The following is a 25304-nucleotide window of genomic DNA, read 5'->3' on the forward strand; positions in this document are numbered from 1 at the left end:
GAACGATTCCCGCAGTGTCGCGCCAACCCGGCGTGTGCCAAGGAAGGTGGAGCCCATGTCCGTGTCTCCGAGTGATCAGACCGGTGTTGCCGGCAGCGCCCTCAGCCTGGGCCGCGACATCGCGGCCGGAGAGGTGGACCCGGTCGAGCACTGCACGGGCTCTCTGGAACGGGCCGAAGCCCCCGAGGCGCGGCACGCCTTCATCACTCGGACGCCGCAGCGGGCCCACGAGGAGGCCACCGCCAGTCGGCAGCGGCACCGCGAGGGCGCCGGCAACGGCCCGCTCGACGGGGTCCCCATCGCCTGGAAGGACCTCGTCGACGTGCGCGGGACCCCCACCACCGCGGGGTCGGCAACGCGCCGCGACGCCACGCCCGCTACTGCGGACGCCCCCGTGGTGCGCAACGCGGCCGCGGCCGGGATGGTCTGCGTGGGCAAGACCAACCTGCCCGAGTTCGCCTATTCCGGCCTCGGCCTGAACGAGGTGTTCGGTACCCCGGCCAACCCGTACACACCCGACGCGATACCCGGCGGGTCCTCCTCCGGGTCGGCCGTCGCCGTCGCCACGGGGGTGGTGCCGTGCGCCATCGGCACCGACACATCGGGGTCGGTACGCGTACCCGCGGCATTCTGCGGGCTTGTCGGGTTCCGGCCCACCACGAGCAGGTTCGACCAGACCGGTGTCTACCCGCTCGCGCCGACCCTGGACAGTGTCGGCCCCCTCACCCGGACCGTCTCCGACGCGGTCGCGCTCGACGCCGTACTGCGCGGCCGCAACCCGGACCCGGTGCGGCCGCCGGAGCCCGCGGAGCTCGACGTGCTTGTTCCCACTGGGCTGCTCACTGAGGAGCTGGACGACGAGGTGCGGCGGCAGTTCGAGGCGGCCCTCGAACGCCTGGAACGCGGCGGAGCACGTATCCGCTACGAGCGGGTGCCGGCGATCGACGCCGTCCTGCCGCTGTTCCGCGAGTACGGGACCCTCGTTGCCGCCGAGGCCTACCGCACCCACGCCGAGACCGTGCACGGCCCCGACACCGACCGGATCGACCCCCGGATCCTGCAGCGGCTGCGGCGGGGGCACGAGGTACTCCGGGACAGCTACGACCACCTGCTGGAGCGACGCGCGGCACTGCGCCGCGAGGTCAACGCCCTACTGGAGAACGCGGTCCTGGTGTATCCGACGGTGCCGATCCCCGCTCCGGCCCGCGCGCTCGTGGACTCCGACCCGGTCAGCTATGCGCAGGAGAACGCGCGGGTCCTGCGTAACACCATGGTGGGAAGTTTCCTCGACCTTCCCAGTCTCACCCTGCCGGCCAGCGGATCCCTGCCCGGCCGCACCGTCGGGGTGTCGGTCTCGGGAGCGACCGGTGACGACGACCGGGTGCTCGCCCGAGCGGCAGGCGTCGAGTCCGCCCTCGCGTCGTAACCGGTCCGGTCCGCCGCCCACCGGCCGGAGCCACCCCCACGACACGCGCTGGCTCGGGGCGTGGCGTGGGGGCGTGCGGTGGCAATCGCGGGGTCGGCCAGCGGAGCGGTGCCGCGGACGAGCGTGACGTCGTCCGCACCGCGGGTCAGGGTGCGGCAAGTGACTCGATCGTGATCGAGGAGATGAGTGGTCGCGTCCTGTTATGGGGTACGTGATTGGACAATTACGGCATGTGGTGATCCGTCGGGGCTTGGCGGACCGAAGAGTGATTGTTCGGGTGCGTGTTCACTGGATTCCCGAACTACGATTGGGCGCTATGGCACAATCCCAGGAGCGAGCGATCATAGTCCTTGGGTGTCCCCGGTCGGGCACCACGTTGCTGCAGCTCATGCTGCATGCCCATCCGCGCATCGCGATTCCGCCGGAGACCCGGTTCGTCACTTCCGTCTATTGGCACCGGAAGCGGTACGGCGACCTGCGCAACGTCGACAACCTGCGCGCGTTGGGCGAATGGATCGTCTATTCGAAAGGGACTCGCTTCGGCGACCTGGGATTGGATCCCGAAGAGACCCTCGCGGAGATTGTCAACGGTCCGCGCACCCTCGGCTCGGCGCTCGCCACCGTGTTCCGCCGCTACGCCCGCAGGTTCGACAAGCCTCGATGGGGCGATAAGCGGCCGGCGTACCACCACAGCATCGACCAACTGGCCCGGATGTTCCCGGGCGCGCAGTTCGTGAACATCGTCCGGGACGGGCGCGACTGCGTCGGCTCGCTCAAGAACATGTCGTGGTTCCGCCAAGACAGCTACGGGGCGATGTCCACCTGGGCCGAGGCCATTGACAATGGTCGGGCCGCCGCCCGCAAGCTCGGCCCGGAGTCCTTCTACGAGATGCGCTACGAGCAGCTCATCGGTGATCCGGAGGCGGAGCTGTCGGCGCTGTGCGACTTCCTCGGCGAGGAGTTCGACCCGGCGATGTGCGAGCCGCACCAGGTCGCCGGAATCGCCGTCCCGAAGCGCAAGACCCACCACGCCAACACCCACCGCGAGATCACCCAGGCCAACTCCGGAGCGTGGCGGGAGCGCCTGGAACCGTGGGAGATCTCGCTGAGTGAGTCCGTGCTGGGCGGGCGGCTGCGCAAGAACGGCTACGAACTGTCCGGAGCGTCGCGCCCAGCGGCCGCGCACCTCGCCAACTACGCCAAGGTCAGCACGAAGCGGCGGCTCAACTGGCGCAAGCGTGAGCTGCGCGACCGCGTGTGGCGGCTGAACGAGCCTTCCGGCCGCGTCGCCGCCGTCCCACCCGACAACGCGGTGTCAGAGGAAGCCTGACACAGCGGTTCACTTCCGTGTACGCACCCGCGGGCGGGTGAGGCCGCCCGCGGGTCGCGGACAGCCCGAGCCGGGCGCGCCATGCCTGTGTGACCGGATCAGCTCGCTTGGTCAAGCTGGCCGTCTTCGTGTGATGTGAGTCGGGCGGAGCGGGGCCGGCCCGCTTCGAAGACCCCCAGGCGGTATCGGCGGCCATCCGGGAGTGCCTGGACCTCATCATGGCCACCGCACCGGAGAAGCTGCGGTGTTCGCTCGCTGCGTCCCGGGATCCCGGATGAGCAGGTTGACCGGGATCCGGGGACGCGCTTCCCGAAGCCGGGGGTGCCGCGGGACCGCCCGGCGGCCGAATGCAGCTAAGCACCGCGCCCCCCTGCCGGGGCCCGTAGCACCACGTATGTCCACACCAGCCCGGCCGCCAGCCCGGTTGCCGTCGCCGCACCGCTGACGGCGATCCAGCCGCCCGCCTCGTACAGTGCAGCGCCGATGCCCGACCCGGCGGCCCCGGCCAGGAAGGTGCCGAACATGTAGACAGTGTTCATCCGACCCGCCGCCTCCGGTCGTGCCGCCAGCACCGCCGTCTGGTTGCTGACCTGGGCCGCCTGCAAACCCGCGTAGAGGACCGCGATCCCCGCCGCGGCGGCGGGCCACCCTGCGTGGGCGGTCATCAGCAGCGCGCCCCCGATCGTGATCCCCGCGAGCCCGAGGCCGACCACCGGAGTGGGGCCGTAGCGGTCGATGGCCCGGCCGGCCAGGGGGGCCACCGCGATCCCGAGGGCCCCAAAGGCCCCGAACAGCGACGCGCCGAGCGTCGTGTATCCGTAGCCTGACCCGGTGAGCAGGAACACCAGCGCGGTCCAGACCATGTTGAACGCCCCGAACGCGGCCCCCTGGAACAGCAGTGACCGCCGCAGCGTCGACTCGCGCAGCAGCCCGGGGAGTGATGCCAGCAGAGCCGGGTAGGACGGGCGCGGCACCCCCGGCGTGGTTGCCGGGATGTCCGCCGAGCGGGGGAGCATCGCCACCGTCAGCGCGCCGACCGCCGCGGTACACACCGCGGCCGCGGCGAGAACCGGGCGCCAGCCGGCGAACTCGCCGAAGGCCCCGCCGACGACACGAGCCGCGATCGCTCCGGTGAACACGCCCGCCTGCAGGATCGACACCACCCGCCCGCGCCGCTCGGGCCCGGCCAGGCCCGAGGCGACCGGGACCAGAAGCTGGGGGATGACCGTGAACGTGCCGGCCGCCAGCACGGCGGCCGCCAGCGCGGGCAACCCGGGCGCGGCCGCGGCGGCCGCCAGCCCACTGACGGTGCCGAGGACGAGCACGATCAGCAGCGGCCGCCGGCGGACCGTGTCGCTCAGTGGGAGCAGGAACAACAGCCCCAACGAGTAGCCGAGTTGGCCCGCCGTGGTCACCAGGCCGGCGCGGTCGGCCGAGATGCCCAGGTCGCGGGATACGAGTCCGAGCAGCGGGGCGCTCAGGTACACGTTGGCGACGGTGACGGCGCAGGCCAGGGCGAGGACGGCGACGAGCGTCCGGGTGACCTCCGGCGGGCGTTCGGCCGCCGGGGTGTCGGTGGACGCGGCCGTTCTCGTTCGCGCCAGCCGTTGCCGGGCCATGTCGCACCTCCGGGCAGGGGAACAAACGAACCAGATGGTTCGATCGGCGTCGACTCTACACTTCCGGCCGAGCGAACGAACCATATGGTTCACAAATGTATGCTTCGTCTCATGGGATACGACGCCGCCGCCACCAAAGCCCGCATCCTTGAGGCGGCTACCCGCGAGTTCGCCGAGTACGGCATCGCCGGCGCCAGGGTCGACCGGATCGCGGTGTCGGCCTCGGCCAATAAGCGTGCGATCTACGACTATTTCGGCGACAAGGAGCAGCTGTTCACCAAGGTGCTCTCGGACGCCTGCTCGCGGCTTTCGTCCGAGGTCCCGCTGGAGGAGGGCGACGACCTCGCCGAGTACGCGGTGCGCGTCCACGACTACCACCGCGAGCACCCCGAGTTCCTGCGGCTTCTGATGTGGGAGGAGCTGTACTACCGCGAGGGGCCGATTCCCGCCGAGGAGTGGCGGACCGAGCGGTACCGCCGCAAGACCGGGATCGTGGCGGCGGCCCAGCGGGAAGGCCGTGTACGTTGCGACGTGCGCCCCGACGCGTTGCTGTTCATGCTGCTTTCCCTGGTCAACTGGGCGACCGGGGCCGAGCAGCTCCGCCGGGTCATCACCGGCGGTATGGCCGAGGACGAGCTGCGCCGTTCGCTGCGGGCCTCCGCGGTCGCGATGCTGGCCGGAAAAGACGTCTGAACCGACGCGTTCCGCCGCGGCGCGCCCGCCTGGCACCGCCGAACCCGTGTTCGCTGACCGGTGGCTCGGTCCGCCGGTTTTCCGGCGCTCGGTGTCGTCAGGCGGTTGTCAGAGTGGCTCTATGAGCAATGGCTCCTCGAAAGATCACTCATGGTGATCAGGTACGAGAGGCAGAGCGGAGGCGAGCTCGTCGAGGAGTTGGGCCTTGGTGGGCGCGGTAGTGATGCGCGTTGTCTCGTGGCCGTTGGTGAACAGGACAAGGGTGGGCAGCGCCATGATCTGGTGGCGTTGGGCCAGAACGGGGTTGTCGTCGAGCCGGACGGTGGCAACGCGCAGCTGGTTGGAGTGGTCGGTGGCGATCTGTTCCAGGATCGGGATCAGGGCTTGGCATGGGCCGCAGCCTTCGGCCCAGAACTCGACCAGCAGTGGCGTGGGTGCCCGCGTCAGGGCGTGGTCGAAGGTGGTTTCGGTGAGCGTGGTGATGCCGCCAGTGATCACGGTCGTCCTTCCGGATTGGTGGGGCGGGTGGCGGTGCCGAGGATCTGCGGGGCGGAGGGGAACGGCATCCTGGTGTCTGCGGAGCTGTACCGGTCGTGATCGTCGATGGCGAATCCTGCGCGTTGGATCGCCGTGAGGGTGTCGCGGGCGGTGTGGCAGCCGCCGTTCAGCAGCGGCCAGATCGTGGCGTCGGCCAGGCGCTGCACGCGCCGCCGACTTGGCGAGGGATGTTGGACGTGTTCGAAGAACCGCAGTTGCCCGCCGGGCCGCAGTACCCGGAACAGTTCCGCGAGCGCGGCCTGGGGGTCGGGCACGGTGCACAGCACCAGGCAGGCCACCGCCACGTCGATCGACCGGTCGGCTGCGGGGAGCCGGTCGGCGACTCCGTCGACGACCTCGACGGGCACGGTGGTCTTGCCGGCGGCCGCGGCGGCGAGAGTGCGCAGGTGGGGTTCGGGCTCGACGGCCAGCGCGGCGGTGACCTGTTCGGGGTAGTGGCTGAAGTTGGAGCCGGTGCCCGCGCCGACCTCGATCAGCCGCCCGGCGGCACCGTCCAGGAGCCGGGCGCGGTGGTCGAGGATCCCCCGGTCCATCAGTGGGGCGGTGCGGGCGTAGAAGCGCGCGAAGAGCCGGTGCCGGGGTGTGCGCGAAGGTCTGTCTGTGTGTGTCGGTGAGTGCGTCAACGTGGTTTCTCCCTCGGCTTTCGGATAGGCTCTACTCGCTACATAGAGAATGTATAACATAGTGAACCTACTTCACAATGAAAGAAGGGAAGATAGTGGGGAGTGGCCCGGAGCAGGCTCTGGAGAAGCTGTTCGCGCTGGCGGCGGTGACGCATCAGTACATGGAACAGGGCATGGCGGCGCGCGGGCTGACGCGGGCGCGGGCCTCGGTGCTGTGGAACCTGCACCTGCGGGGGCCGATGACCCAGCGGGCGCTGGCCGAGGCGATCGAGGTCACCCCGCGGAACGTGACCGGCCTGGTGGACGCGCTGGAGGCTGACGGTTTCGTGGCGCGCGGCCCGCATCCGGGCGACCGGCGCGCCACCCTGGTGGCGCTCACCGACAGCGGCGCCGAGACCATGGGCGGACTGCGCGGAGAGTACGACCAGGGCGCGGTCCGCCTGTTCGACGGGCTGACGGCCTCCGAACTGGCCGGGTTCGTCACCACCGCCGACCACCTGATAGAGCGGCTGGCTCAAGAGAACTGCTGAGGCTCGCGGGCGCCTGATAGCCGGGAACCTTCGGGCCCTGCGGTGTGGTCGCTCGTTCCTCGCTCCCACCCCTGCGGACCCGCAGAACCCTGGCGGCGCCTGGAGGCCGGGAACAGCAAAGCGCGGCCGGGTCCGGGTGGTGGCTGGCGGCACTGTGCGACAGCGTCCGCACCCGGCTCCGGCCGCGCTGGGGACCAGTCCCTAGGTGCCTAACATCTGGTTCGGCAGCCAGGTCACGAGATCAGGGAAGAAGCACAGGATCACGATGGCCAGCGCGAGTACCCCGACGTAGGGCAGCGCCCCGAAGAGGATGTCGCGCAGGGGGATCCGCGGCGCGATCCCCTGCACCACGTACAGGTTCAGCCCGACCGGTGGCGTGATCAGCCCCATCTCCATGTTGAGCGTCATCACCACGCCGAACCAGATCGGGTCGAAACCGAGCTCGGTGATGATGGGGAACAGCACCGGCATGGTGATCAGGATGATCGCCACGGGAGGGATGAAGAACCCGAGGACCAGGAAGATCGCGTTCATCGCCAGGAAGACGACCCAACGGTTGACGTCGAGCCCGGCGACGACCTCGGCGAGTTCCTGGGGCACGCCCAGGAAGCTGAGCACCTGGCCGAGTACCGAGGAGAACACCACGATCATCAGGACCATGGTGCCGGTGCGGGTCGTCTCCAACCCGATGTCGCGGATCTTCTTCCAGCCCAGCGACCGGTAGACCACGGCGACGAGGACGAACGCCGCCAGCGCGCCCACCGCGGCCGCCTCGCTCGGGGTGGCGATTCCCAGGTACATCGCGGCGAGCACGCACGCGATGAGCGCCAGGAACGGCAGCACCTTGACGAGCTTGCGCAGCCGTTCTCCCAACGAGTACTGCTCGGCCTCGGCGATCGGCCGGGGGGTCTCGTCGGTACTCGCCGACTGGTCGCCGCCACCGTTCCCAGCCCCGACAGCGGCCGGAACCACCGGAGCACCGGTGCGTGCGCGCTTCAGGGTCAGCGCGACGAAGATCCACACACAGAACAGCAGGGTGATCAGGATGCCGGGAGCGACACCACCGAGGAACAACTGCCCGATCGACTGCTCGGTGGAGATGCCGTACAGGATCAGGGTCACGCTGGGCGGGATGAGGATCCCGAGAGTGCCGCCCGCCACGATCGCGCCCGTGGCGACGTCCTTCGGGTAGCCGCGGCGCACCATCTCCGGGATCGCGATCTTGCCGATCGCCGCGGACGTGGCCGGGCTCGACCCGGTCAGCGCGGCGAACATCGCGCACGCCACAACGGAGCTCATCGCCAACCCGCCGCGGATCCGGCCGAGCCACATGTGCGCGGCCTCCAGCAGGTCCTCGCTGGCTTTCGAACGGCCGAACACCGTTCCCATCAGGATGAACAGTGGGATGGCCAGCAGTGCGAAGCTGTCGAGCGAGTCGAAGACGAAGTTGCCGAAGAAGCCGAACTGCGCCGGTGTGAGGAACAGGACGATCGCGAACAGGGCGGTGAGCCCGAGTGCGAAGGCCACCGGAACACCCACGGCCAGCAGGATCAGCAGGATGAGGCCGACGATGGCCCCAATGGTCAGGCCGCTCAAAGCCCGGGCCCTCCCTCCGCTGATTCCGCGGGCTGGTCCGGGGCGTCGTCTCCCAGCTCGCCGGCGAGCAGCGCTCGGAACAGTCCGGCGACGACGCTCAGGTACTGCAATGCGATCAGCCCCATGCCCAACGGGAGGATGAAGTACGGGTAACTCAACGGCGGGTTCCACGCCGTGCCGGACCGCGCACCCCTCTCTACGGCCTCCCACCACATGAAGCCGCTCACTACGGCGATCGTGAGGACCAGGGCGAGCCCCAGCACAGCGGCGAGGAGGCGCACACCGATCTGCACCCGTCCCGGCAGCACCTGCACGACGAGGTTGATCCGGACGTGGTCGCCGTGCCGCAGGCCGTAAGCCCCACCGACGAAGGTGGCGAACATCAGCAGATAGACCGCCAGCTCGGTCTGCCAGATCGTCGACATGCCGAACAGGTAGCGCAGTGCGACGCCGTAGCAGATCACCAGCATCGCCACGATGATCAAAATGCCGCTGGTATACCCGGCGGTGCCGGACAGCCAGTCGATACCACGTAGGAAGCGGGATCTAGGCACGAATCTCCTTTGGACGCGCCGGGGCCAGCAGGCCCCGGCGCAATGGCTCTGTGAACGGAGAGGTGCTACTCCGCTGGGACTTCCTGACCCAGCTCGATGAGCTCCTCGCCGCCTTCGACTTCCTCACCGAAGCTCTCCCACGCCGGCTCGGAAATCTCGCGCCACTCCTCGAAGTCCGAGTCCGACATCTCGACGACCTCGACGCCGTTCTCCTCGAACTCCTCATGCACCCGCTGGTCGTCCTCCTCCGAGGCGGTGTAGGCGAACTCCTGGATGTCGGCCCCGACCTCGTCGACGATCGTCTGCTGCTCTTCGGTGAGCTGGTCGTAGGCGTCGGTGCCGATGATGAGCGGCTCGAACATGAACCAGAAGGTGTTGCCGGCCGCTGGCGAGGTGAAGGTGTTGACCTGCTCGTAGAGCCGGTAGGAGCTGAACGACGTGGTGGAGGTGATGGCGCTGTCGAGCGTCCCGGTCTGCAACGCGTTGTAGATGTCCGAGGACGGCATGCTGGACAGGCCGAAGCCGGCACCCTCCAGCATCTCCTCGACCTTGGGCCCGGCGGCGCGGGTCACGCTTCCGGAGGGTACGTCGTCGGGGGTGCGGATCGGCTCGTCGCCGGCGGTCCCGATGGCGCCCGCGTTCCACACCCAGGTCAGGATGCGCACACCGTTGTCCTCGGCGGTCTGCGAGATGCGGTCACCGATCTCGCTGTCCTGCCAGTTCTGGGCCTGGGCGTGGTTGCGCACCATCGACGGCATCAGGGTCATGCTGAACTCGGGAACGTCACCGGCGGCGTAGTCCAGGGGGAACACCGACATGTCGAGCGTGTCGTCCCGGATGGCGCTGTACTGCTCGGTCGGGTCCTCGATCAGCGAGTTGTTCGGGCTGATCTCGACCGTGACGTCTCCGTCGGTGCGTTCCTCGACCTGGTCGGCGAAGCGCTGGGCGAGCACGGCGCGGAAGTCGCCCTCGCCGTCCTCCGGAGCGGGCCACTGGTGGGAGAGCCGCAACGTCACCTCACCGTCTTCCGTGGGGCCGGATGCGAGCCCGCACCCGGTGAGCAACGCGCCGCTCGCAACCAGCGCGCCCGTGCCCATCAGGTACCTCGAAAAGCGTTGATGCCGCGTCATACCGCGACTCCTCTCCCGGGGGATTCTTCGGTGGCTGTGCCGGGGTCGTTGGACTGTCCGTGATCCGGGTCACTGGAGTCCATTCGAGCGCTGATCAGAGCATGTTCAGGCGCGCCGGGTCAAGATCCAATCTGGGACGGACTAGGACATTGCGTTACGAGGGTAAGCAAACGTAACAGGAAGTCAGGGGTCGGGTACGGCGTGCTGATCATTCGCGCTCAGGGGTGCTGTGCGCCAGCTTGTGGCGGGGTTACCGTGCCCCGCGCCGACGGTTGGTACACGCGTCTGCCATCGCTGGCGAACGGAGGCGGCGCACAGGTGTGGGCTGCCCACGTCACGTGGACAGCCCACTCCGCGGAGGCCGGGTCTGCTCGGTCTACGCGGATCGTCCGGTAGGAGCGGGTCGCTACCCGCCGGTGACGGTGGAGGCGATGCTGAGGATGAGCTCGTAGGTCGCCCACAGTCCGACAGCGCCGATCGCGACGAGGATCGCGGTTTCCCACCACCGGTTGATATAAGGCCGCAGCATCAGGTCGCGCCGGGTGGTCATGATGATCAGACCGACGATGATGGCGGGCACCGTCAGGACGTTGAACGAGTTCCCCAGCAGGGTGATCACCACCATCCCCGGCATTCCGGGAAGCGAGAACACCAGCGGGAGCGCCATGGCGGGGATGAGGATCCCCCAGAACAGCGGGTCGCGGGTGAAGGTCTCCTTCGGCGAGGTGACGGTGTCCTGGTGGCGGAGCCTGATCCGCTCCTCCCGTTCGGGGCGCGACATGTAGACGGCCTCAATGAGCATCCGCACGAAGACGCGGGGCTGGGTCACGATGTTGTTGAACACCGTGAAGAAGATCGCGCACCACATGATGGGCGGGCCCGCCGGCCCGATGGCCTGCTCCATCATGAAGGCGAGCCCCGACTCCGACGTGATCTCCGCGTCGGTTCCGTGCAGTGTCTCCGCGGCGACCACCCATACGGCGAGCACGAGGCCGAACATCACCGAGGTACCGAAAAGCAGGTCGATGCGCTGCAGCTTGCGGTGTTCCGGTCCGCGCCACCCCTTCTCATGGATGAGATAGGGGTAGAGCAGATTGGCGGCCGACCCGCCGACGGCGCCGATCAGGCCAACAGCGGTGCTGACGGCGGTGATGTAGCCGGCTTCCCCGGGGGGAAGTTTGAACGTCAGACCGCTGAAGAAGCCCCCGACGTCCACGCCGGTGCCGACGAGCGCGATGAGGAAGCTGAGGACCAGCACGGCCATGGTGATCTGGGCGACGACCTCCAGCCAGCGGAAGTGTTGCTTCCGGCGGGTGACCAGAAAGACGGCCAGGAGGAATGTGACAACCGCCCCTGCGGGAGTCCCCCACGCACCGAGGGGGAGGAGCGCGCTGAACAGCAGCCGGTCGAGGGCGGTTCCGGCGGCGAGAAGGAGGAAGGAGCAGTAGACGAACCCGAGGATGCAGGTGGTGATCCCGAGGTAGATCGGGAACCCCTTCCACACCCTTCTGTAGCCGTCCAGGATCGTCTCGTCTCCGACCGCGTTGCACAGCTGGTACTTCGAGATCGCGGAGACGATGAAGTAGCGGGAGATCACGGCGACCAGGAGCGTCCACAGCAGCGCGTAGCCGTAGTTCGCTCCCGAGACCGAGGCGCTGATGAAGTCGCCGGTGCCCAGCCAGGACATGACCACGACGATCCCCGGACCCATGCTCTTCATGTAGTCGAGGAAGCTGGCCGGGACGGCTGTCCTGGCTCCGGGCGCGGTGGAGGGTGTCTTCGCACCGGAATGACGTTGCATGGTGGCTCCGATGGGGATTAGGCGTGGGCCCAGTCGGGGGTGACGTGGATGTACTTGATGGCCTGGCGGAAGTAGGTGAAGGCGATATGGAGTCCGCCGTCCGCCGTTTGGGTGATGGAGGGGTAGGAGAGTTCGCGGTTCCTACCGTCCTGTGAGTTGTTGGTCAGGCAGTAGCCGTCGCCCACTTCCAGGTCGCGGCGGATCGGCCAGGTTCGCCCGTTGTCCGGGGACAGCGCGAGCGTCAGCGGTGCGCGGGGGGCGCCCCAGAACGCGGTGCCCGGCGGGGGAGCCTCTGTGGTGGGTGCGGGGGCGGCAGTGCGGCCGTCGCTGGTGATCTCGTCGTAGAGGGAGACGCGACGGGCGGTGGCGTCCGCGGCGCTGCTGGCGTTGAACACCAGGGCGATCCGGCCGTCGTGGAGCGCTTGGGCCTGGATCGAGGAGTTGTTGTTCGGCAGTTCGGTGGGCACCGGCGCGCTCCAGTGCTTTCCGTCGGTGGAGCGGCTCTGGTGAATGGTGTCGGCCTGGCGGCGGCGGAAGAGAGCGAGCAGGGTGCCGTCCTGCAACGGGACGATGTTCATGTGCACGCAGCCCTCGCTGTCCGGGACGGCGTGGTGGTTCCACGTGGCCCCCTGGTCGTCGGAGACGAGGACCGCGCTGGTGTCGAGGTCCCCGCGCCAGTCCCCCTCGTCGGGGCGTACGCAGTGGAACACGGGAAGCAGCCAACGCCCGGACGGCAGGACGGCGATGGGCTGGCGGATGAAGACCCCGCCTGTGGACGAGGCGGGGACGAGGGTGCGCGCCGGCTCCCAGTTTCGCCCGTTGTCCCTGGACACGCGCCCCCGCACTTCGGCGGTGTCCTGGTTCCCGGCGTGCTGGGCGGTGTAGAGCAGCCAGAGTTCCCCGGCGGGAGACAGGAACAGCACCGGGTTCTGCTCGGAGCAGTGCGGGTCTGAGGACACCTGCGTCGGGGTGGTCCACGTGGCGTCCGTGTCGAGCCGGGAGAACCAGATGTTGATGTCGGGGAGCCCTTCCTGGGTTCCGCCGAACCACACGCAGCCGAGTCCCCCGTTGGGCAGCGGCATCAGGTTGGCCGCGTGCGCCTGCGGGGTGGGGGCTGGCAGGAAGGCCTCATGACGGTGGGTGTCCTCCGCGGAGGCTCGGACAGTCCCGTCGGTCGGGAGTGTGGACATGGTGTCGCTTTCCTTGGATGGCGTCGTCGTGGGGAGTGGCGTGCCCCTTGCTGGAGTACCGCGGGCGGTGGCTCACGGGCGGAGCGGGGGCGGTTTCCTCGGGACGTTGTGCTGCGGTTCTCCTCTGCTGTGCCTCGTTGGGGCGAACTCGGCGTGATCGGGGCCGGGAGCGGCGTGGGCGCATCCACATCGGGTGGCTCCCGTTTCCCGCGAAGGGAGGTGGGGCGCCAGAGACTGTTACCTCGGTCACCCTGACACTAATGCGCGTTATACGCAATATCTGTAGCGCTGTCTACGCAGGAATTCGTGGGGAGTGGTGCTTCCTTGGTTACCCAACGGAAGGAAGTCCGGGCGTACAGACTTGATAGGAGTTCCAATACGCCCTCTCCTGCTACCCGGTGCGCAGCACCACGCTTTTGATTGTGCGCAGAACGCGCAGATAAGGAGTGTGCGTCCACGTGGGCGGACGCCGCCGGGCCGTGCTCCGCGCCGCCACGAGCGCGCCAGAGACCGCCGGGCGAGGGAGATGCCCTCATGCCTCAGCGGTGGCAGCTCGCCCCGCCTGGCCTCGCGCACCGGTCGTCCGCGGGCGCCGCGAGCCAACGACTGTTCGGCGGTAGGGCGGGGTCGTGTCCAGAGCTCCGCCGGCCGGATTCGCGCGGGACGCGCTCCAGGCAAAGATCCGGGCCTGCGGCGCTGTGCGCCGCAGGCCCGGATTCGAGGTCCCACCCGAGGGTCCCACCAGGGGGTACCCCCGGGCGGCGGGCCGGGTCAGAGCCGCAGTGGCAGCCGCAGCAGGTGGCGTATGTTCGGCAGCGGCTTCCATTCCAGCTCGTCGGCCGGTACGGCCAGCGCCGCGTGCGGATAGCGGTCGAAGAGCTGGCCGAAGGCGACCTCGCCCTCCTGGCGGGCCAGGGCCGCGCCGAGGCAGTAGTGGGCGCCCTGCCCGAAACCCACGTGCTCCTCGCCGGGTTTGGGCGGCCGCCGGGTGATGTCGAGGCGCTCCGGAGCGGCGAAGTGGTGGGGGTCGTGGTTGGCCGAGGTCAGCGCGGGCATCACCATGTCGCCGGTGGCGATCCGCACGCCGTCGAGTTCGACGTCCTCGGTGGCGAAGCGGGGGCGGGCCGCCATCACCGGGCCGCACCAGCGCATCAACTCGTGCACCGCCGCGGGCACCTGGGCGGGGTCGTCGCGCAGCACGGCGAGCTGGTCGGGGTGGGTCAGCAGCGCCAGGGCCCCGTTGCCGATCAGGTGCGCGGTGGTGATGTATCCGGCGATGACCAGGATGAGCACCATCGTGATCAGCTCGGTCTCGGTGAGCCGGTCATCGTCCTCGTCGCGCACCCGGACCAGCGCGTCGAGCAGGTCATCGGAAGGGCGGGACCGGCGCTCGGCGATCATCGCCTTGATGTGCTCGACCATCTCGCGCGCCGCCCCGGCCATGGCCCCGGGGTCCTCGACCTGCACCAGGCGGTCGCTCCAGCCCTTCCACAACGGGCGGTCCTCGTCCGGGACCCCCACCAGTTCACTGATGACGGTGATCGGCAACGGGTAGGCGTAGTGCTCGACGAGATCCACCGCGCCGTCCTCGGCGCGGTCGGGCAGCGCGGCCAGCAGCCCGGCCGAGATCTCCGCCACGCGGGGGCGCAGCTCGGCGATGCGCCGCGCCGTGAAGGCGCGGGTAACCAGCTTGCGCAGACGTGTGTGGTCGGGCGGGTCGAGGTCCAGGAGGGTCTCGGTCAGGTAAACGACGTACTCCTCCGGCACCCCGAGCTTGGCCATGAGGTCGGCGCGGAAGTTGCGGTCGATTCCGGGGACGGACGTGGAGGCGTTGGCGAAGCGCCGGTCCCCGAGCACGGTGCGCACGGCCTCGTGCTGGGTGACCAGCCAGACGGGTGTGCCGTCGACGAACCGGGCGCGCACCACGGAGCCGAGCTCGCGGGCGCGGTCATAGCCGGCGTCCGGGGCGGCGAGGAACGCGGGGTCGGCCAGGTCGATCACGGTGTCGTTCGCGGGTGTGTCCATGTTGCCCTCCATTGGGCGTCAGATGCGTTTCTGCCGACCGATCTCCTCGTGCGCCCGATCCAGCAGGTGCCGGAAGAGCTCGATGGAACGGGGCGCCGCTCGACCGAGCGCCTCGGGATCCGCGGAGGCCTCCAGGGTCGAGCGCAGCGTGTGGGCGAGCATGTCGGCCCTGGCCGCGGTCTCGGGCTCGCGGGGGAGCAGCGGGTCGACGACGAGGTAGCCGAGGGTGACCGCGAACAGCGCATGGAGCTGGTCGTCGGCGGGGGTGTCGGTGCGCAGCAGGCCGTGCTCGCGCAGGAGGGCCAGCCAGCTTTCCACGGTGGCGAACCGCAGCCGGGTGAACTCGCCGAGCTCCGCATAGCCCCGGTGCCCGAGCGTGCCCAGGACCTCGACGTCCCGAGTGAGCACGGCGCGCATTACGGGATCCTCCTGCAGCGCCAGGTAGGCGGTGCGGACCGCGGCGCTGGGCAGAATGCCGGCGGGATCGGCCCGCATCCCGGCCAGGATCTGCTCACCCATGGCGGCGTGGGAGCGCAGGAGCACCGTGAGGAACAGCGCCTCTTTGGTGGAGAAGTGCAGGTAGACCGTGCCCTTGCCCACGCCCGCGCGCCGTGCCACCTCGTCGATTGCCACCCGGCGGTAGCCCCAGGCGATCAGCAGCTCGGCCGCGGCGTCCAGGATCCGCTCCGCCCGCTGCTCGCGCTCCCCGGCGGCGGTATCGGGTTGCTGCACCCGTGGCCCCTTTCGACTCTCGTGACGATGTGACTCATTTTCAAATTCGGTCACGAAGTCAAGACTAGGCCGCAGGCCGCCGCCGAGCAAGGGGGACAGAGGAACCGCCGAGCCCGCGTCGGCCCGCAAGCAGGGGCCGGGAGGAAGACGGGCACCGTTCGCGCGCGGGGCCTCGGCTTGTTCGGCGCGGAGCCGGTTCGGGTGCCGGGTTGGCGGCTTCAGCGTTGCGCGGCGAAGAGCGCGGCCACTCGCCCGATGAGGTCGTAGGGAACGGGCCGGGCGAGCGGGAACTTGAGCGTGCCCTTACCCGACTTGTACGGAGCCAGCTCTTGGGCCAGGGCGTCATCCGTCTCGGGGATCGGGTACAGGCTTATGTGTTTCTGCCAGCCCGCGAAGTACAGCAGTGGTTTCCCGGAGACGGTGACCGCCGGCATCCGGTAGCTGATCCTGTCGGTCGCATCGGGCACTGCATCGTGCAGGGTGCGCCGTACTTTCCGCAGGACCGTCTGGACGTCGGTGGGAAATGCGGCGATGTACTCATCGACGCTCGCGAATTTTTCTGGCATGGCGCCTGCCTCCCGGCCCGTCGCGGTGCGTTGCGTCCTTGTGGAGTATGACCGGCCGCGCGGCCGGAATTCATCGCTTGGCGCAACGGCATGCGTGACAACAGCAGTACCGAGCCGAATGGCGGCGGCGCACTGCGAAGCGGTGCATGACGAGGCTGTCGACCAGCTCGTCCACCAGCGACCCCGAACGGATCCGCGCGAAGCTGGGGAGAGGTCACGAGGAAGCCTGCCCCCACATACCTTTACCGCTAGGGTTGGTCGGGCGCGGCCGGCATCTGTCCGCGGGCAGAGCGAAGGGAGCGGTGACATGTCCACCGTAAGTGTGCGCTACATCGTTGACGACATCGACGCGGCGATCACGTTCTACACCCGCCATTTCGGTTTCGACGTGGACTTCCACCCTGGCCCCGGTTTCGTCGCGCTGTCCCGCGGCGCGCTTCGCCTGCTGCTCAACACGCCGGGCGGTGGCGGCGGTGCGGGGGAGACGACGCCCGATGGCCGTGTACCGCAGCCGGGCGGCTGGAACCGTGTGCAGTTCGAGGTGGACGATCTCGACACGGAGGTGGAGCGCCTGCGTGAGGCCGGGGCGCGGTTCCGCAACGAGATCGTGGAGGGCCGCGGTGGCAAGCAGATCCTGCTCGAGGACCCCGCGGGCAACCCGGTCGAGTTGTTCGAGCCTAAACGTTAGCGGGGTGCGGGCGGCCCGGACCACGCGTCGTCCCGACCGCTCGCGCCCCGGTGTCACTGCTGGTTGTCCAGCAACGCGGACAGGCTGGAGAAGCCCTGGTCACCGTGGCCGTCGGCGACCCGCTTGTCCATCAGCTCCTTCACCTCGCGCATCCGCACCGAGTCCACTCCGAGGGACTGCCGGTGATCGACGAGGTCGCCCATCAGAGCGGACTGCACCGACAGCGGCCCAAGGTCCGGTGGGTACTCGCCGTCGCGGACGGCTTCTCCGATCGCTGTCAGCAACGCCGGGTAGTCGGAGACGGAACCGGCGACGCGTTCGGCGAACTCCGCCACGTCGCCCCCTTCCTTGTGCACCAGCCGGAGGGTGTGCAGGAAGCCGATGAGGAGTTCGTACCCGACGGCCACCTGGGCCATGAACTCGACGGAGGCCAGGCCGGCGTCGGTGCCGTGATACGTGGGGGTACCCAACTCCCGCAGCGTTGCCTCGTGGGTGTCAAAGGCTGTACGGGACCCGCTGTAGGGGAGCATCACCTGTCCCGAACCCAGGTCCGGCGGGTCTCCCATCACGCCGCCGTCCAGGTACTCGGCGCCGTGTTCGCTGGCCCATTGCTGGGTCGCGCGTGCCCGGCTCGGCGAGCCGCTGGTGACGTTCACCAACGCCCTGCCCGATATCGCGTCGCCAACGGAGGAGAGCACCGCGTCGACTGCCTCGTAGTCGAGGACGCAGAGCACGACCAGTGGGCTGGCCGCGACCGCTTCCGCGGCCGTCTCCGCTGGCGAGGCGCCGGCCTCGACCAGGGGTGCACTCTTGCTCGCGGTGCGGTTCCACACCGTCGTGGGGTGGCCGCGGTCTATGAAGACACGGGCGATCGCGGATCCCATGTCACCGAGGCCGAGCACGGTGATCGGAGCGGATGAGGCGTCAGGCGTTGTTGTCATCGGCACGGAATTCCTCTCGGCAGCAGGTGTCTAGCTCAGTGTCTTCCGGAATTTCTCGGCGGGAGTGCGCATGGACCACGGCCACCAGTTCATGACCAGGCATTTCTTGGCTGTCCCCTTCTCACCAAGCAGCGCCGTACCATGTGCTGACGACCGGGGACGCAACCGTGAGTCGCGATATCCGCCGCCCGAACTCCCACGGAAACGAAACTAGAACGTCAAGTGCGGTTGAGGTCAACGTGGCGGAGTCATCGCGAGCCCCGCCGCAACCGGCCGAACTCCTCCCGGGGCCATGCCTCCTGCCGCGTCCCTGACTGGAGCCGGAAGTTATGCGCGATACGCAGCCGCCGGTGCTGGGCTGCTGGGTTGGTGGCCTTCCGTTGGCGCTGGATAGCCCGCGGCGGTTCGCTGACAGGTGCCCCTGCTGTGGATTTCCTCTTCAACTGGTCTAACGTTCCGGGTAAAGTTCCTTCAACGACACGTGGATAGCGGATTCTCCGTGCATAATGGCGCTTACTCGCACCGGGGGTTCGTCTTCCAGGCATGGGACCACTCTTTTCGGCGTCCAACCCAGGCAGATGACATTCTGTTAGTTAGGGATCACCCCCCGGTGGTGCCGCGGGCGGTCATTGTCCGCTGTACCTCCGCCCCGAGAATCGACAGGAGATAGGGCACCTTGCGCGAAAAGTTCACCGGCGGGCAGGGACGTATGGGGAAAGGCGCAACAGTCGGAGCTGTCACGACGTTGGCGACCGGGCTGGTAGGAACTGCGTTCTTCGGTTTCGGTGCCCTCAGCCATTGGGACGAGCTCTCTGATGGCACCACCTGGCTCTGGAGCAGTACCACGGGCGAGGTCATTCGAGTGAACGCCCACAATGGGCAGGTCGACCTCGTGCAGGCGGTGGAGCAGTCCGCGGAGCACCCGGTCAGGCTCGCCCAGAACGACAAACGCCTGGTCGTTCACGATCTCCACACAGGTGACATGGCCTCGATTGACCTGGTCAACCTGGATTTCACGGGTAACACGGAGGTCGGCACCGAGGGCGATCAACACTTCGTGCTCGGGGACAGCGGTGCTGTCATCATCGACCGGGCCAACGGCGAGGTCCGCCGGGTCGACCCCGAGACGCTGGAACCTGTCGGCGAGGTGCTGCGCGTCGCCGGGCCCCTTGTCGGAGGGCAGTTCGACAGCGAAGGCGTCCTGTGGGTGGCCTCTCCCTCCCAGGGCACCGTCATCTCTCTGCAGACCGATGGAGAACAACCCGAGGTCATCGACAGCATCCCGGTCAGCGACCCCGGCGCGGACATCGCCATGTCCGTGCTCGACTCCGGCGTGCTCGCCGCCAACCGCGACACTGACGAGCTCAACATCGTCACCTCGAACTCGGTCGACGTCGTTGAGTCACCACGCTCTCTCAGCGGGGCCGAGCTCCCCGACCGGACCTACGGCGACCTGGCCTCGGTCACCATCGCGGACTCGGCCGCTGTTGTGACGGTCACCGGGATCGGGGACTCCCCGGAGGCCGCCGCCTACAGTGTTCACGGAACCCGCCCCGACACCGCGCTTGCTTTCTCCGGTCGGGTGTACGTGCCTCAGCCCGAAGAGGGCGTGGTGCGGGAGTTCGAGTCCGGTGGGCAGCAGATGAGCACCATTCGCGTGCCTGACGCGGCAGAGAGCGACCTGGAGCTCGAAGTCCGGGGCGAGCATCTGTTCGTCAACGCCCCCGAGTCGGAGTCTGCGCTGATCATCGATGCCGATGGCAATGTGCGCGAAGTGAACAAGTACGACCCCGAGCCCGAGGACGAAGGGAGCGACGGGGACGCGGGCGAGAACGGGAACGACGGCGAGCAGTACGTCGACGACCCTGACGCTGACGAGTACGTGCCGGAGCGCCCGGACCTCGGCGACGCCAGCACACCGGACGAACAGTCGGAGCTGCCCAAGGAGCCGGAGAACGACAACGGGCGGCCGGAGAACGAGGACGGGGACCACGACGAGGAGACCAGGAGTCACGACGAGCAGACGCCTCCGGGCCGACCCGAGGGAGGCGAACCAGGACCGAATGACGACCCCCCTGGAGAGCCGAATGATGGCCCTCCCGGAGGGCCAAACGACGGTCCTCCTGGAGGGTCGAACGACGGTCCTCCTGGAGGGTCGAACGACGGCCCTCCAGGAGACAACGACGTGCCGGACCTTCCGGACCTCCCGGACCCGGAGGACCCCGGGGACTCCCAGGACCCCGAGGACCCCGGACAGCCGGGTTGGCCAGGGGAGCCGGAACCGGAGCCTGAGCCGGAACCCGAGCCTGAGCCGGAGCCGGAACCGGAGCCTGAGCCGGAGCCCGAGCCTGAGCCGGAGCCTGAGCCCGAGCCTGAGCCGGAGCCTGAGCCGGAGCCTGAGCCCGAGCCTGAGCCCGAGCCTGAGCCCGAGCCTGAGCCGGAACCCGATCCGGTGCCGGAGCCGGAACCTGAGCCGGAACCCGAGCCCGATCCGGTGCCGGAGCCCGAGCCCGAGCCCGAGCCGGAGCCGGAGCCGGAGCCGGAGCCCGAAGAGCCTGTGGCCCCGGAGTCCGAGGGCGCCGCGCCAGGTGACGAGGCGGCCACCGGACCCCAGTAGCACCCTCGGCCTTTTGCGGCGCCGGGCGTACCACCACGCAACGCACGCTTGCGCGGCGCGGTGGTAAGCCCGGCGCCTTCCTTACCTCCGTTCCGCAAACACGACAGAGAAGAGACAGTGACGACAACGCCCCCTTCCGTGGATTCGGCTGCCTCGGCTGACCACCGCGACGATGACGGTGCCCCGTCGGGCTCGGCGACAGCCGAGGTCGCTGAGCACGCCGAACGCTTCGCGCGGCTGTCCGGCGAGGTCGAGTCGGCGTTGCTGGGCAAGTCCGACGTGACCCGGCTCGCGCTGGTGGCCCTGCTATGCGAAGGCCACATCCTGCTGGAGGATGTTCCTGGCGTCGGCAAGACCACGCTGGCCCGCGCCATCGCCGCCGCGACTGACGGCGAGTGGCGCCGCATCCAGTTCACCCCGGACCTGCTGCCGTCCGACGTCACCGGCGTTCCCGTGTACAACCAGGACACCCGGGACTTCCAGTTCCACCCGGGTCCGGTGTTCAGTAACGTCGTCATCGCCGACGAAATCAACCGGGCGTCCCCGAAGACGCAGTCCTCGCTGCTCGAGGTGATGGAGGAGCGCCAGGTCACCGTGGACGGCGAGCGTCACGCGGTACCCCGCCCCTTCCTGGTCGTCGCCACGCAGAACCCCGTGGAGATGGACGGGACCTACCGGCTGCCCGAAGCGCAGCTTGACCGGTTCCTGATGCGGCTGTCGCTTGGCTACCCCGGTCCGGATTCCGAGCTCGCCATCATGCGCGGTGAGCGTCTCCGCGCCCCCGAGGAGCTGCGGACCGTTGTCCCCGCCGGGGAACTCGCGGAGATGACCGAGGCGGCCGGGCGGGTGTTCGTCCATGACTCCATCTACGACTACGTACTCCGGCTCGCCCGGGCGAGCCGGGAGCACGACGAGATCCGGGTCGGAGTGTCACCCCGTGCCACGAAGGCGTTCGTCCGCGCTCTGCGGATGCTCGTCCACAGTGAAGGCCGCCACTACGCCACCCCGGAGGACGTCAAGTTCCTCGCCGTCCCGGTATGGGCGCACCGCCTCGTGCTCGCGGGGGGATCCGCGATCAGCGGACGCACCTCCGCGGAGGTTGTCGCGGGCATCGTGGAACGCGTGCCGGCCCCGAGCCCGGTCCGGCCCGGGGACGCCTGACGTGTCGGGCGCGGCGGACCCGGCAGGCGGCGGAGCCGTACGCCCCACGGTCCGCGGCTGGCTGGTGGTCGCCGGTGGTGCGGTACTCCTGCTGTCCGGAGCCTTGTTCGGGTACCGGGAGCTGGTCGTCCTGGGCGGGTCGGCGTGCGCCGTCGTCTTGCTCGCGCTTGTCCTGGTCGGCCGGCTCCAGGCGGTGAACGCGTGGCGCAGGGTCGCGGTTTCGCGGGTGTCACCGGGCGACGAGGTCGAGGTCTTCCTCGGGGCTTCCGGAAACGGCCGGGGGAGGCCAGCGCACCTCCTCGCCGACCACGTTCGGGGACCTTCCGGCGCGTCCCTCGTGGAGCTGCCGGTGGGGCGATCAGCGGCCCCCGACGCCACCGGGTACCGGGTGCCGGCACAACGCCGCGGCGTACTGGACCTCGGCCCCATAGAGTCGCGCCGGCGCGACCCCCTCGGGCTCGTGACCGCGCGGCGCGGCTCCGATACCACCGAACGCGTGTGGGTGCACCCGCGATGGGAGGCGCTGCACGCCATGCCGGTGGGCCGGTCGGACGACCCCCAAGGCGGCTACGACGGTGGGCGCACCGGCAGCGTCAGCTTCCATGCCCTGCGCGAGTACGTCCCGGGCGACGACGTGCGGCACATCCACTGGCGCAGCACGGCCCGGCACGGCCGGCTGATGGTGCGGGAACACGTCGACGCCTCCCATGTCCGGCTCACCGTCGTCGCTGACGACCGGGCGGGTGAGACCGGCGACGACCTGGGTGCGCTTGACGAGGTCGCCAGTGTTGCGGCTGCCGTGTGCGCGGCCGCGGTCGAGGGCCGCTGGTCGTGCGAGCTGAGGCTCGTCAGCGGGCGGAGCCGGGAGAGCACGGGCACGTTGGCGCCGCTCCTCGACCTGCTGGCCGAGGCCGAGGTCGACACCAGGGCGCACCTCCCGGACGAGTTGTGGCGTCTGCGCAAGCGCCCCAGCGGCGATACGCTCGTGCTGGTCAGTGCCTCCTTGAGCGAATCCGAAGCCCGCGGCTTCGGCCAACTGGCCGACCTCTACCCCCGGCTCGTCCTTGTCTCCCTGTGCCGTTCTGGAACGCCCATTGGAGCGTTTCCCGGCGTCACGGTGCTCAACGCCAGCGACGCCCAGGATCTGGCATCGCAGTGGGGCCGGCAGAGGTGGTCGTCATGAGGCGCCTCGCGGGTTACGCGGCGCTCGCCTCCTGCGCCGCCGCTCCCGGACTCGCCCTGGCTCCCGCCTACGCGGAACCGGTAACCGTTGCGGCGACGCTGAGCGTGTGGGCGGTGGCCGGAGTGCTGGTCGCCGGTCTGCTCCGCCGGTACTTCCCAGCACCGGCCGTCCTGCTTCTCGGGCTTCCCGTCGCCTTCGCGGGAACGGCGGTGCTGGTGGCGGTGTTTCCCGGTGCCGCGACCAGTGTTTGGTGGGGGACACTCGACGCGGTCGCGAACTCGGGTGCCCGCATCCTGACCACCGCGCTGCCGACAACAGTCGCCGCCGACACGCTCGCCCTGCCGGCCCTGGCGATCTGGCTGTCCGGGGTGGCCGCTGCGCTCGCCTATCACAGCGACCACCCCCTGGCCGCCGTGACGTGCCCGCTGCTGGCACTGGTCGGAGCGGCTGTGCTCAACGGACCGGAGGTCCGCCACGCCTACCTGCCCACCGCGCTCTTCGCGTTGGCGGCGGTCCTCCTGCTCGCCCTCTCGGCGGGCGGTGCCACCGGGCCCCGGGCCGCGGAGGTCCGCGTCGCGACGAAGCGCGCCGTGCGCGCCGGAAGGCTTTCCCGGGCACTCGCGCTGGGCTGCGTGGTCGCCGTCGTCGCGACGCTCACCACCTACATCGGGCCGCTCGCGCTGTACGGTTCCGCGGTCAGTCCCGCGGACCTGCGGGCCGTCGTGACGCCTCCCGAGGAGGACACGTCGGGCGCCAGCCCATTGAGCTACCTGCCGGAGTGGGCCGCCGAACCCGGTGAACACCTGCTGACCGTCACCGCCGACGAGCCCACGGACCTGCGGTGGGCCACCCTGTCGGACTTCGACGGGATCACCTGGCGACCGGAGAGCCGGTATCGGTCCGCGGCCGAGGAGCTGCCCGCTCCGGAGACGGTCGTCCCGGACGGCCCCAATCAGGAGGTCACGGTGGAAGTGGACGCCCTGCCGGGGCACTGGCTGCCGGTTGTCGGGGTGCCGCGCCACGTGTCCGGGGCGTCCGTGGCCTACGCCCCCGAATCGACCACGCTCCGGACCGCCGACGGGTCGGCGGAGGACGCCGAGTACACCGTCATCGGTCAGGTTCCCAGCTACGAAGAGGAGAACCTCAACGCGGCAGGCGAACCCGACAAGGAGCAGTTCGAGCGCTACCTGCGATTCCCCGAGGACCCGCCGGAGCAGATCACCGAAATCGCCGAACGGTTCAGCGACGGAACGCCCTACCAGCGGGCCAACCGCCTGGCCGGTTATCTGCGCGGCAACTACGGGTTCGACCCCGAGTCCTCCGGTGGCCACGGGTACGCCAATCTCGACACGCTGCTCGTCGCGCCCGGTGAGAAGGGCGGAGGAGGCACCTCGGAGCAGTTCGCCAGCGCCTTCGCTCTATTGGCGCGCGCCTCCGGACTGCCGAGCCGGGTCGTGGTCGGCTTCGGTCCCGGGACAGCCGAGGACGACCAGACCTACACGGTCCGCACCGGCGACGCGGTCGCGTGGGGGGAGGTCTATCTCGAAGGGGTGGGGTGGGCACCGTTCGACGTCACCCCTGGCGACCCGAAGGAGAACGGCGCCTCCGCTGTCTCCGATGCCGGCGGGGGAGGCGCGGCGGACGAGTCATGGGACGGCGGTTCTCCCGAGGAGGACACCGACGAGTCGGAGGCGAGCGGGGCTTTCCTGGACGTCACCCACGCCTGGTGGACGGTGGGATGGGTGGGCACCGGCCTGCTCGCCGCGCTTGTCGCGGGTGCCCTGTTCACCACGGCGCTCCGAGCCGTGCGGAGAAGGCTGCGCCTGACCGCGGGACCGCCGGAGAAGCGGCTGACGGGGGCTTGGTGGGAGTTGCGCGACGAGATGCGCCTCGCGAGGGCGGGACCGCTGCCCTCCGACACCGTCGCGGACGTGCTCGCGCGGTGCGACGAGCTCCTTCCGCCCCCGGAAGGGCGAGACCGCCGCTGGACGCTGGCGACCACCATGAACGCCATGGCCTTCATGGGACCCGCTGGCGCCCACGGCGAGCGCGTCAGCGCGGACGCCGCGCACCGGGCGGTCGACGAAGTGCGCACCTACACGGCCGACCTGCGCGCAGCGCAGTCCCATTCCCGCCGGCTGCTGTGGTGGACGGATCCCCGGCCGCTTTTCTGGGGCCGCAGATGACCGAACCGCGCTCGTCGGCGGCCGACCCGGCCAAGCGGGCCGACGTTAACGAACTGGGAGTCATGGTGGGTGTACTGGACAGGCGCACCATCGCGTGTACCCCGGCGGGTGCGTGCGGTGGCGACGAGCTGTGGCGCGCGGCGGCGCGGGACCGA

General features: G+C 69.5%; 21 protein-coding genes. 9 read left to right on the forward strand and 12 right to left on the reverse strand.

Annotated elements, in window-relative coordinates; genetic code table 11:
• The first annotated feature begins 55 nt into the window (after nucleotides 1-55).
• Complete coding sequence (locus F4561_RS09480) at nucleotides 56-1426, forward strand: amidase family protein (protein WP_184576819.1); 1371 nt, start codon at nucleotides 56-58, stop codon at nucleotides 1424-1426.
• 316 nt (nucleotides 1427-1742) lie between these two features.
• Nucleotides 1743-2756: a sulfotransferase family protein gene (locus tag F4561_RS09485; RefSeq protein ID WP_184576822.1), complete on the forward strand. Its 1014-nt coding sequence runs from the start codon at nucleotides 1743-1745 to the stop codon at nucleotides 2754-2756.
• Between the two features lie 353 nt (nucleotides 2757-3109).
• Here F4561_RS09485 and F4561_RS09490 read toward each other — a convergent pair whose 3' ends face one another.
• Nucleotides 3110-4375, reverse strand: a complete 1266-nt coding sequence (locus F4561_RS09490) for an MFS transporter (RefSeq protein ID WP_184576825.1) — start codon at nucleotides 4373-4375, stop codon at nucleotides 3110-3112.
• Nucleotides 4376-4486: 111 nt separating this feature from the next.
• Between F4561_RS09490 and F4561_RS09495 the strand changes: the two genes are divergently transcribed.
• On the forward strand, nucleotides 4487-5068 hold the full coding sequence (locus F4561_RS09495; RefSeq protein ID WP_184576827.1) for a TetR/AcrR family transcriptional regulator: 582 nt from the start codon (nucleotides 4487-4489) through the stop codon (nucleotides 5066-5068).
• A gap of 144 nt (nucleotides 5069-5212) precedes the next feature.
• Here F4561_RS09495 and F4561_RS09500 read toward each other — a convergent pair whose 3' ends face one another.
• Nucleotides 5213-5566 (reverse strand): thioredoxin family protein, encoded by a 354-nt coding sequence (locus tag F4561_RS09500; protein WP_184576830.1) that lies wholly within the window; start codon nucleotides 5564-5566, stop codon nucleotides 5213-5215.
• Nucleotides 5563-6159 (reverse strand): class I SAM-dependent methyltransferase, encoded by a 597-nt coding sequence (locus tag F4561_RS09505; RefSeq protein ID WP_221445424.1) that lies wholly within the window; start codon nucleotides 6157-6159, stop codon nucleotides 5563-5565. Before F4561_RS09505 ends, F4561_RS09500 begins: the two co-directional genes overlap by 4 nt.
• Nucleotides 6160-6344: 185 nt before the next feature.
• Between F4561_RS09505 and F4561_RS09510 the strand changes: the two genes are divergently transcribed.
• Nucleotides 6345-6779, forward strand: a complete 435-nt coding sequence (locus F4561_RS09510) for a MarR family winged helix-turn-helix transcriptional regulator (RefSeq protein ID WP_221445425.1) — start codon at nucleotides 6345-6347, stop codon at nucleotides 6777-6779.
• Nucleotides 6780-6980: 201 nt separating this feature from the next.
• On the opposite strand, the gene F4561_RS09515 is transcribed toward F4561_RS09510, so the two are convergent.
• From F4561_RS09515 to F4561_RS09550, 8 genes are all read right to left on the reverse strand, one after another.
• Nucleotides 6981-8375 carry a TRAP transporter large permease gene (locus F4561_RS09515; RefSeq protein WP_184576836.1) on the reverse strand — a complete coding sequence of 465 codons (1395 nt, stop codon included), beginning with the start codon at nucleotides 8373-8375 and terminating at the stop codon, nucleotides 6981-6983.
• Nucleotides 8372-8929, reverse strand: coding sequence for a TRAP transporter small permease subunit (locus F4561_RS09520; RefSeq protein ID WP_184576839.1), 558 nt, complete (start codon nucleotides 8927-8929; stop codon nucleotides 8372-8374). The genes F4561_RS09515 and F4561_RS09520 overlap by 4 nt, the downstream gene beginning before the upstream one ends.
• A gap of 65 nt (nucleotides 8930-8994) precedes the next feature.
• Nucleotides 8995-10059 (reverse strand): TRAP transporter substrate-binding protein DctP, encoded by a 1065-nt coding sequence (gene dctP / locus F4561_RS09525; RefSeq protein ID WP_184576842.1) that lies wholly within the window; start codon nucleotides 10057-10059, stop codon nucleotides 8995-8997.
• Between the two features lie 406 nt (nucleotides 10060-10465).
• Nucleotides 10466-11860 carry an Nramp family divalent metal transporter gene (locus F4561_RS09530; protein ID WP_184576845.1) on the reverse strand — a complete coding sequence of 465 codons (1395 nt, stop codon included), beginning with the start codon at nucleotides 11858-11860 and terminating at the stop codon, nucleotides 10466-10468.
• Between the two features lie 17 nt (nucleotides 11861-11877).
• Nucleotides 11878-13050, reverse strand: a complete 1173-nt coding sequence (locus F4561_RS09535) for a sialidase family protein (protein ID WP_184576848.1) — start codon at nucleotides 13048-13050, stop codon at nucleotides 11878-11880.
• A 771-nt stretch (nucleotides 13051-13821) separates the two neighbouring features.
• On the reverse strand, nucleotides 13822-15075 hold the full coding sequence (locus F4561_RS09540; RefSeq protein WP_246437175.1) for a cytochrome P450 family protein: 1254 nt from the start codon (nucleotides 15073-15075) through the stop codon (nucleotides 13822-13824).
• Nucleotides 15076-15093: 18 nt separating this feature from the next.
• Nucleotides 15094-15807 carry a TetR/AcrR family transcriptional regulator gene (locus F4561_RS09545; protein ID WP_312885200.1) on the reverse strand — a complete coding sequence of 238 codons (714 nt, stop codon included), beginning with the start codon at nucleotides 15805-15807 and terminating at the stop codon, nucleotides 15094-15096.
• Nucleotides 15808-16025: 218 nt separating this feature from the next.
• The gene (locus F4561_RS09550) at nucleotides 16026-16373 is read right to left on the reverse strand and encodes an iron chaperone (RefSeq protein ID WP_184576856.1); all 348 of its coding nucleotides are present in this window, start codon (nucleotides 16371-16373) and stop codon (nucleotides 16026-16028) included.
• Between the two features lie 307 nt (nucleotides 16374-16680).
• Between F4561_RS09550 and F4561_RS09555 the strand changes: the two genes are divergently transcribed.
• Nucleotides 16681-17061: a VOC family protein gene (locus F4561_RS09555; RefSeq protein WP_184576859.1), complete on the forward strand. Its 381-nt coding sequence runs from the start codon at nucleotides 16681-16683 to the stop codon at nucleotides 17059-17061.
• Between the two features lie 53 nt (nucleotides 17062-17114).
• On the opposite strand, the gene F4561_RS09560 is transcribed toward F4561_RS09555, so the two are convergent.
• Entirely contained in the window at nucleotides 17115-18002 is an 888-nt protein-coding gene (locus F4561_RS09560; protein ID WP_184576861.1) for an NAD(P)-dependent oxidoreductase, read from the reverse strand.
• A 676-nt stretch (nucleotides 18003-18678) separates the two neighbouring features.
• Here F4561_RS09560 and F4561_RS09565 point away from each other — a divergent pair.
• The 4 genes from F4561_RS09565 (at nucleotide 18679) to F4561_RS09580 (ending at nucleotide 25149) form a co-directional block, all read left to right on the forward strand.
• Nucleotides 18679-20619, forward strand: coding sequence for a hypothetical protein (locus F4561_RS09565; RefSeq protein ID WP_184576864.1), 1941 nt, complete (start codon nucleotides 18679-18681; stop codon nucleotides 20617-20619).
• 117 nt (nucleotides 20620-20736) lie between these two features.
• Entirely contained in the window at nucleotides 20737-21780 is a 1044-nt protein-coding gene (locus tag F4561_RS09570; RefSeq protein ID WP_312885201.1) for an AAA family ATPase, read from the forward strand.
• A gap of 1 nt (nucleotide 21781) precedes the next feature.
• The gene (locus tag F4561_RS33650; RefSeq protein ID WP_184576867.1) at nucleotides 21782-22963 is read left to right on the forward strand and encodes a DUF58 domain-containing protein; all 1182 of its coding nucleotides are present in this window, start codon (nucleotides 21782-21784) and stop codon (nucleotides 22961-22963) included.
• The gene (locus F4561_RS09580) at nucleotides 22960-25149 is read left to right on the forward strand and encodes a transglutaminase TgpA family protein (RefSeq protein WP_184576870.1); all 2190 of its coding nucleotides are present in this window, start codon (nucleotides 22960-22962) and stop codon (nucleotides 25147-25149) included. The genes F4561_RS33650 and F4561_RS09580 overlap by 4 nt, the downstream gene beginning before the upstream one ends.
• Nucleotides 25150-25304 lie beyond the last annotated feature (155 nt).

The sequence above is a fragment of the Lipingzhangella halophila genome (assembly GCF_014203805.1).
In the GTDB taxonomy this organism is placed as follows: domain Bacteria; phylum Actinomycetota; class Actinomycetes; order Streptosporangiales; family Streptosporangiaceae; genus Lipingzhangella; species Lipingzhangella halophila.

Coding starts and splice junctions, on each gene's coding strand:
- F4561_RS09480 (WP_184576819.1), top strand. CDS start 56: ATGTCCGTGTCTCCGAGTGATCAGACCGGTGTTGCCGGCAGCGCCCTC.
- F4561_RS09485 (WP_184576822.1), top strand. CDS start 1,743: ATGGCACAATCCCAGGAGCGAGCGATCATAGTCCTTGGGTGTCCCCGG.
- F4561_RS09490 (WP_184576825.1), bottom strand. CDS start 4,375: ATGGCCCGGCAACGGCTGGCGCGAACGAGAACGGCCGCGTCCACCGAC.
- F4561_RS09495 (WP_184576827.1), top strand. CDS start 4,487: ATGGGATACGACGCCGCCGCCACCAAAGCCCGCATCCTTGAGGCGGCT.
- F4561_RS09505 (WP_221445424.1), bottom strand. CDS start 6,159: ATGGACCGGGGGATCCTCGACCACCGCGCCCGGCTCCTGGACGGTGCC.
- dctP (WP_184576842.1), bottom strand. CDS start 10,059: ATGACGCGGCATCAACGCTTTTCGAGGTACCTGATGGGCACGGGCGCG.
- F4561_RS09530 (WP_184576845.1), bottom strand. CDS start 11,860: ATGCAACGTCATTCCGGTGCGAAGACACCCTCCACCGCGCCCGGAGCC.
- F4561_RS09535 (WP_184576848.1), bottom strand. CDS start 13,050: ATGTCCACACTCCCGACCGACGGGACTGTCCGAGCCTCCGCGGAGGAC.
- F4561_RS09540 (WP_246437175.1), bottom strand. CDS start 15,075: ATGGACACACCCGCGAACGACACCGTGATCGACCTGGCCGACCCCGCG.
- F4561_RS09550 (WP_184576856.1), bottom strand. CDS start 16,373: ATGCCAGAAAAATTCGCGAGCGTCGATGAGTACATCGCCGCATTTCCC.
- F4561_RS09555 (WP_184576859.1), top strand. CDS start 16,681: ATGTCCACCGTAAGTGTGCGCTACATCGTTGACGACATCGACGCGGCG.
- F4561_RS09560 (WP_184576861.1), bottom strand. CDS start 18,002: ATGACAACAACGCCTGACGCCTCATCCGCTCCGATCACCGTGCTCGGC.
- F4561_RS09580 (WP_184576870.1), top strand. CDS start 22,960: ATGAGGCGCCTCGCGGGTTACGCGGCGCTCGCCTCCTGCGCCGCCGCT.